Below are 8,193 nucleotides of genomic sequence, written 5' to 3' on the forward strand. Positions count from 1 at the left end.
CAACCACCCGAGGCCGTGACCGAAGCTACGGAAGGTTACCGCAGTGAAATGGACACCATAGGGGATTTCATAGACGAGTGCTGCGTTGTGCACCCGACGTTGAAGGCGTTCGCTTCGGATTTGTACAAAGCTTATGAGCTATGGTGCAAGGACGCGGGCGCAAGGCCATATAGCCAGAGGCGGCTTGGACTAACCTTGGGTGAACGCGGCTTCAAACGCGTGACATTCAAGGGCCATAGATTGTGGGAAGGGATCGGGCTTCAACCTAGCGTAGCAGAGAGGGTGGACGAAGAGCGGGAACGAGAATGGGGCAAAGGTAAGGGCAAAGAAAACAGCTACAGCGCGGCTTTGCGGGTTGTGGCCAAGGGAGACGCCTAGTGCGCTAGACGCAAGAACACGCTTCCCAGGGTGACCTTGGGGTGACCTTTGGGGTGACCTTGGGGTGACCTTCTAAATGACCCCCGAAAACGGGGGTTTTTCTTTTGGATTCAACGACTTACGTTCGATTCCAAAGGCAAGGCTGGGGTGACCTTGGGGTGACCTTTAAAAATGGCTGATAGCATGATATTTCGCATGAATTCCAAAGGGTTAAGGTAGGCGGGGGTGACGATGGTGACCTTTGCTGCAAACCTTTTCTTTTTCTATTTTTTCACCCCTTCCTTTTTCCTTTCTTTTCTTTCTAGGGGTACTTCATTTTTTCCCAAGTAAAAGGGTTGCATAGAAGGTCACCATGGTCACCCCAGTGGTTGTTAAGTACCTGAATTTACTTGAAGATATCATGATACAAGGCAATTTCAAAGGTCACCCCAAAGGTCACCCGACAAGACCATCTGAAACGCCTTAAGCGCTTGAAATCGTTGGGCTTTCCGGTTTTTCACCCGTTCGACAGAAGGTCACCCCAAAGGTCACCCCGCTTAAGTGGCTGTTTTCCCTAGCTTTTCGCCATTTTTACCCCAAAAAAACCCTTCCAGAAGGTCACCCTAAGGTCACCCCGGTGCCTTTTTTGGGGTACCCAAGGTGCCGTTTTTGTGGCGCATCGGCGCACTTCCGCTTTGTGACTACACACAGTGAACCCACAGCAATTCCAGGCACTTAGCAGTGTTGACCGCACTTGGGACCACCCTTGTGGGCCATGCACAACGCGCATCCCGACCGTGTTAGGCCGTGAATTCCTATGGATTCCGGGCACTTATGGGTTTTTGTGGGGATTTGCTTCAGGCAAATTTGCCTGCAGCAACGTGGCGGTTGCGTGCATGGGCCACCATGGATTTGCTGCACCCCAATTGGGGTGAAGCAACGGACCACCCGCTTGCGCCGTCAACTACCATCGAACACACGAAGTATGGCCACGGACATTGCGGTGTCAGGTAGACCCTTACCACACGTTGTCTGTGCCACGGCAAGGGCTTTGTCATGCGTTACCTGACAAGGCCATGTGATTTGTGTCAAATTTCTGATAAGCAATAAAACGAAGGTACGCGCGCCGATTTCGTGTAGTGATCCCGATGACTTACGGACCGCCCTACCGGGGGGCAACCACGGTGGGGAAAGTGTGTGCCCTTTGCGGGGCCAGAAGAATTCCTATGCACCTAGACTATCGTATGGTGTCGCAACCCCCTAGGGCACACGTGGGACGCTAGCATGGGCTTCACCATGGCGCAAGGGCCTTCACAGGGCTTCCTTGGCCAGCTTTTTTAGTGTCCACGGTTTTGCTTCATCAGAATTCTGATGAAGCAAATTCCCACCATACCCGCATCTTTTTCGCTCATGCGCTTCCTTGGCCAGCAACGGCTTCCTGACCAGTGCAAGCCTTGCCCGTTCGTAGACGCCAGATTGCGTTCTGTGCGCTTGTGGCGGTGCACCCTACCTGGACTATGGGTTGCCGGCTTTCGGCCGGTGTGGCGCAACGTGGCGGGCCACAGGATCACTATATGGACCACCCAGGCTGCTACCATGCATGGGGCACCAAAAAATGGCATCCCGTGTCAGATTTATATTGACGCGCACCATGGCGCATGGTATGCTTCGTCAAGTTTATCAAGACAACGCAAACCGCATAGGGAGGCGCACCATGGCTAGCATCCTAGACATGCACAGAAACCCAAACCCCGGGCACCATTGCGGGGGCACCATTGCCCTTGGCTACGGGCCAGAACCAGACATGAAGCACCTGTATTGCGACAGGTGCCGTGCGGTGGCCTGGGTTCATCGGGCCACGGAAGAGAAAATGGACCGTGCCCAGAAGCTGATCCAAGGCCTTGGGCTTGGGGAGGAAGCGGACATCCGATAACACAAGGGCCGGTCCTACGGGGCCGGCTTTCTTGTAGGAGGAAGCCATGAATAGCATGTTTGTGGACATCGACGGGCGCCTATACCTAGTGCATGACGGGGCCGATAAGGCACTTCCCACGGGGCTTCGTTCGGCCGAATGGTCATACCTGGTAGGCCGGCGGTGCGAATACCTGGGGGACGGCATTGTCGAGCTGGAAGGCGGGCCTGCAATCATCTTTGACCCGGAGGTGGACCAATGAAGGGCGAGATCGTCGAACGGGCGGGGCGCTTGTTCATGTTGACCGACTGGGATTCGGACTTGGGCCGCCCGGTGCGATACCGGCTTGCGTGGCCTACGGGCTTACGCGCGGCTGACTGGGGCCACCTGATTGGCCGGCGGTGTCGCTACGTAGGCGAGGGCGCCGTCGAGGTGGAGGGGGGCGTTTGGCTAACCCTGGAACATGGGGCCAAGACGCATCCGGACCCAGCGCATTGCATCGAGGAACCGATTCGGAAGCCACGTGGAGCCCGTGAATATAGGGACGGGCGGTGGATTCGATGAACCCAGGCCGGCTTCCACGGGCCGGCTTATCCATGGAGGTGCCATGACGATAAAGGAAGCTGCAAAGGCCATCGGCATATCGGCCGGCTACCTGAGCGAGGTGCTTAGGGGGCGTGCCGACCCTTCGCCAAGGACGCGCCGAGACATCGAGGCGCACTATGGCAAGCCATTGGAAACCCTAGTTGCCGAACACGTGGCAAAGGTGAAGGCCAAGCGCGCTAAGCCATCCCGCACAGAAATGGCGCGTCAATTGGGCATATCGCGCCAATACCTAAGCGAGGTGCTTAGCGGGAAGATCATCCCGAGCGTGCGCTTGGCCATACGCTTGCAACGTGAATATGGGATAGACTTCCTGGACCTAAGGCCAGACATCAAGGAAGCGGTGACCAAGAAAGGCAAAAACCCGTGAATTCGCGCGAGATTGCACCAGGAGCGGTTTTTGACGTGGACCCATATCAAACCATAGGGCGGGGCGCGATCGCCGTTCCTGCGCAAACGTCGCAAGCCGTTTACCTTAGGGGGGACATAGGACACTAGCAAAAGGAGTGAGAACCATGGCGACGTGGCATGTGAAGATAGGGGACATTTGTTACATGCAGGTGTTTGGCGTTCCTAGGGACGCGACCGAAGATGACGTTCGATGGACCATTGAAGCGGCTGGATATGCACCCTACGTGGACGGGGCGCCTTGGGTTGGTTGCGAGGTGGTCAAGGGGAAGCCACAAGGGAGCCCGAGGCGCTTTGCGACATGGGAAGCCTTGAAGCGTAGAGCACGGGAGACCAGGCGCGTGAGGTTGCGCCTACCCTGTGACGTATGGGCCGAACTGCGGGCACTTGCGAAGCGCCTAGATATGCCAGTGAACACGGCGGCTGAATTGGCACTTCGAAGCGGGATATGGCGCGTGAGGGACGGTGCGGGAACATTGATATGGTGACGCAAGGCCAAAAAACACGTTCCACCTGCACTTTGCCCTTGACTTCCTGTGCTAGCATGATATGATGGTACCAATAAAGGGAACACAACAAGGGAGGTGCTGGGCAATGGCAACGTGGAACGTGATGTGGGACCTTGGGACGCGGTCAAGCTGCTACCTGCAGGTGACCGGTGTTCCTAAGGACGTTGAATACGATGAAGTAATGGAGACCATCGAGGCGGCAGGACGTGCACCCATGGTGGACGGTCTGCTATGGGCTTTTTGTAGGCTTGTGCCAGGTGACCCGGGGCGGAAACCCCGAAACACAGTGACCTGGGAAGCCTTGCAGCGCGAGGCCTACGAGCCCGTGGGCTTCCACCTGCGAGTGCCCAGGCGCTTGAAAGCCGCCTTGAAGGTACTTGCAGCACGGCGCGAGGAATCGATCAACGCTACGGCAATCAGAGCACTAGAGGCCGGCATCGAGGCATTGACCGAAGATGAATAGACAACGAGCCCGTAGGTGCCCACCTGCGGGCTTTTTCCTTGGTCTTTTTACTTATTAGAATGAACCTTCTGTGACAATGGGGGGCACCATGAACGAATTGATCACCATCGAAGCGCAAAGCCCGAGGCCGGCGGACCAAAACCCGGCTGCGGTTTACCTGGCCGGCTTGTCGGAAGGGACGAGCAGGCGCACCATGCTAGGGGCGCTTGAACAAGTGGCAAGGTACGTGTCCCAAGGGCGCTTCGGTGCCATGGATTTTCCATGGCAGGGGCTGCGCTATCAGCACGTGCAAGCCATACGAAGCCACCTGGCCAATACCATGAAGCACACAACGGCAAACAAAGTCTTGGCTGCACTGCGAGGTGTGCTTCGGGCTGCATGGCGCCTTGGGCTTATGGACGCCGAAGATTACCAGAGGGCGGCTGATGTGCCTTGCGTTCGTGGCGAAAGCCTACCTGCAGGGCGGGCCGTAAGCCATGCCGAATTGCGCGCACTAATGGAAGCATGCAAGGCGGACCAAAGCCCCAAGGGCACCAGGGATGCAGCTATCATTGCGCTTATGTATGGCTGCGGTTTGCGCCGTGCCGAAGTGATAGGCTTAGACCTTGCCGATTATGACCAAGGCGAAGGCACCTTGCGCGTGCAGGGCAAAGGGCGCAAACAGAGGCTGTGCCACGTGACTAATGGTGCGGCACGGGCTTTGACCGCATGGCTGCGCACGAGGGGCAAAGCCGCGGGGCCGTTGTTCCTACCTGTGACCAAAGCCGGTGACCTGCAATGGCGCCGAATGACAACGCAAGCCGTCTATTACATTCTAGCTAGGCGCGCCAAGGAAGCAGGCGTTGAACACCTATCACCCCATGACCTGCGAAGGTCTTTCGTTTCGGACTTGCTGGACATGGGCGCCGATATCGTAACGGTCCAGCGCTTAGCTGGACATGCGCAAGTAACCACCACAGCGCGCTACGATAGGCGGGGTGAAGCCGCCAAGAGGCAAGCTGCAGCTATGTTACGCGTGCCGTTCTAGGCTGTAACTATGCAGCTATAAGCCTTTGGTATATGTAGGATATACTTTTTCTTTGCCAAGGGATCATATTTATGGTAAGGGGTCTTAGGAAAGGTTGCCATGGTGACCCGCAACGTCACCATGGCGGCATAAGAAGCGAGAAACCGGGCGGCGTCGTAAACCCCGGCGACTGAAGTATAAGGCCTACGGAGGCCACGGGGCAAGCTAAAAATCGGCGCCGCCCACAGGCCGTTAACGCAAACGCGATTAACGAGGAGGTTGCCGATGAAGCTTACGCCCAAAGACCTGGAAAACCTGCTTCAACCCACACCCCACAGATTTGCACACGTCTTTAAGCGCTACAACGTTCCGAGACTTGCCCAGATACTTGGCTGCAGTTGCGGACACCTGTACGGCGTTCTTAAGGGGACCTTCCGACCAAGCCCAGAACTGGACGCCAAGATCACAGAACTAGCTGAAGCCATTCTAGAGGCTGAGGCCGAGGCCGAAGCGCAAAGGCCCGAAGATGCCCAGGCTTATTACTGCGCTTAAGGGGGCCACCATGTGCGCAAAAGGAAACCCCGGTGGGCCTATCCCGACCGGGGCGCGTGGAAGGAGGGCACGATTGTGAGGTGCCGTCGTGAATATGCCAGAAAATCAGGTAGTTGTCAAAAACCATCGGCAGTGGACAAAAGAAAACCCCGACGGGCCCCACAACCCGTACGGGGCACAACGGAGGTTAAGTGATGAATAATCACGCTTCCAATGATCGCATGAAACCCGACGTTCGTCAAGGAAAACACGCCAAGAACAGCAAGCACAAGCTAAGCCTGGAAGAACGCATTGCGCGCCTAAGTGACCTTGGCAAGGCTGCGGTGAAGTATGCCCAGGCCGGCTTCAAGGTGCACCCCTTGTGCGGGATCATCGAGGACCCAAAGACCGGGGAACTGAAAAGGACCTGCAATTGGAAGAAATGCGAAAGCCCAGGGAAACACCCCTTGCTTGCATGGAAGAACAACCCCGAGAACGCACCCACGAACGACGTCACAAAGGTTGTCGAATGGTGGGAGAAGTGGCCGAACGCGAACATCGGCGGGGCCACGGGCGCAGGCAAGGATTGTGTCGGTGTCGTGATAGACATCGACGGACCAAAAGGGGAGGAATTGCTGGCCGAGCTTGAAAAAGAACACCCGGGCCTAAGCGAAACCGCATCGGACCGGAGCGGGCGGGGGCGGAGGCTGTTCTTTACGGTAAGCAATGGACCTGTGCGAACCATCGCCATTTCAGCGCACCAAATCGACGTCAAAGGGGACGGGGGATACATCGTCCTACCACCTAGCAGACATCATAGTGGGCGCACCTACGAATGGACCAAGAGCATTTTCGAGACCCCTAGAAAAGAACTTCCCGAGGAAGTGCTTCAAAAACTGCGGGAATTGGGCAGGGGCAAGAAAGAGCAAACGCCTAAGCCTAAGCCGCAACGTGAAGGGAAAGACGCGGACCACAAAGCCGAGGTGGAAGCCTGCGAGGTGCAACGTGTCGTTCGGCCTTGGGATGCCGACGAGATACCAGACGGGCAGCGCTATAACACCCTAACGGCATACATCAGGCATTGGCTGAACATGGGGGCAGGGCGCGAGGAAGTGCGCATGTTGACCCTTGCCCTTAACAAGCAAAAATGCAAGCCCGTCTATGATGAAAAATACGTTAACGAATGGGTGGACTATTGGGCGGGCGAATGGGAAGCCGAACGTGCTAAGGGCCTAGACCCTGACGGCCGGCTTCACTTGACCGACCTTGGCAACGCAAAGCGGTTCGTGGCGCACCACGGGGCGAATGTGCGCTTTTGCCACCTGTGGGGTAAATGGCTGCTATGGGACGGCACCCGGTGGAAGTGCGACGAAACGGGTTACGTGCGGCAATTGGCTAAGGACGTGGCCTTGTCCATTCATCGGGAAGCCGACGTGGCCGAACAAAACAAGGTGGACGAAAACATAGTCCGAGCCATTCGAAAGCATGCGCAAAAGACCGAAGGAAGCGGGCGAATTCAAGCCATGTTGTTCCTTGCCCAAAGTGAAGTGCCTGCGCACCCGGACACCATGGACAAAGACCCATGGCTATTCAATTGCCTTAACGGGACAATTGACCTGCGAACCGGTGAGCTTCGGCCGCACGACAAGCGAGACATGATCACGAAGCTTGCACCCGTGCACTATGACCCCGAGGCGCAATGCCCGAGGTGGCTTGCGTTCCTGGAAGAAATCATGGACGGGGACCAAGACTTGATTGCCTACCTGCAACGGTTCGTTGGCTATGCCTTGACGGGCATAACAAAAGAGCAGTGCTTTCACATTTTCTGGGGCAGCGGGGCGAACGGCAAAACCACGTTCCTGGAAGCTGTGCAAAAGATATTCGGTGACTACGGACAGACAACCCAGGCAGACACCTTCATGGTCCAGCGCCCTGGGGCCGTGACAAACGACGTGGCGAAGCTGCGGGGCGCTAGGTTTGTCGCGGCTGCGGAAAGCGCCGAGGGGCGGCGCCTTGACGAGGCGTTGATCAAGAGGTTGACCGGGGGGGATACCATATCGGCACGCTTCCTGTACGCCGAACCGTTCGAATTCAAGCCACAATGTAAGATCGTTATCGCAACGAACCACAAGCCCGACATCAGGGGGCAGACTTCGGCCATATGGCGCCGAATGCGCCTAGTGCCCTTCACGGTGCAAATCCCACCAGAAGAGCAGGACCGGGAACTTGGGCAGAAGCTAGAAGCGGAACTTCCAGGCATCCTAGCATGGGCCGTGCGGGGCTGCCTGGAATGGCAACGGCAAGGGCTGCAACCACCCGAGGCCGTGACCGAAGCTACGGAAGGTTACCGCAGTGAAATGGACACCATAGGGGATTTCATAGACGAGTGCTGCGTTGTGCACCC

General features: G+C 56.8%; 8 protein-coding genes. All 8 read left to right on the top strand.

All coding sequences use genetic code 11. The features are described 5' to 3' along the window. Positions 1-378: primase-like DNA-binding domain-containing protein (locus tag EDC27_RS00585; protein WP_211334715.1), on the top strand; the 378-nt coding region annotated here is incomplete at its 5' end. A 1,693-nt stretch (positions 379-2,071) separates the two neighbouring features. Beyond that, the gene (locus EDC27_RS00590) at positions 2,072-2,290 is read left to right on the top strand and encodes a hypothetical protein (protein ID WP_148045619.1); all 219 of its coding nucleotides are present in this window, start codon (positions 2,072-2,074) and stop codon (positions 2,288-2,290) included. A gap of 46 nt (positions 2,291-2,336) precedes the next feature. Next, positions 2,337-2,531, top strand: a complete 195-nt coding sequence (locus tag EDC27_RS00595) for a hypothetical protein (RefSeq protein WP_148045620.1) — start codon at positions 2,337-2,339, stop codon at positions 2,529-2,531. Positions 2,532-2,876: 345 nt separating this feature from the next. Then, positions 2,877-3,242, top strand: a complete 366-nt coding sequence (locus tag EDC27_RS00600; RefSeq protein ID WP_170161492.1) for a helix-turn-helix domain-containing protein — start codon at positions 2,877-2,879, stop codon at positions 3,240-3,242. A 632-nt stretch (positions 3,243-3,874) separates the two neighbouring features. Then, positions 3,875-4,252, top strand: coding sequence for an RNA-binding protein (locus EDC27_RS00610; RefSeq protein ID WP_123288690.1), 378 nt, complete (start codon positions 3,875-3,877; stop codon positions 4,250-4,252). Positions 4,253-4,340: 88 nt separating this feature from the next. Then, positions 4,341-5,279, top strand: coding sequence for a tyrosine-type recombinase/integrase (locus tag EDC27_RS00615; RefSeq protein ID WP_123288693.1), 939 nt, complete (start codon positions 4,341-4,343; stop codon positions 5,277-5,279). A gap of 264 nt (positions 5,280-5,543) precedes the next feature. Continuing rightward, positions 5,544-5,810, top strand: coding sequence for a hypothetical protein (locus EDC27_RS00620; RefSeq protein ID WP_123288691.1), 267 nt, complete (start codon positions 5,544-5,546; stop codon positions 5,808-5,810). Between the two features lie 194 nt (positions 5,811-6,004). Further along, the coding region (locus EDC27_RS00625) for a phage/plasmid primase, P4 family (protein WP_123288692.1) at positions 6,005-8,193 on the top strand (2,189 nt) is incomplete at its 3' end.

The sequence above is a fragment of the Desulfosoma caldarium genome (genome assembly GCF_003751385.1).
Lineage (GTDB): Bacteria > Desulfobacterota > Syntrophobacteria > Syntrophobacterales > DSM-9756 > Desulfosoma > Desulfosoma caldarium.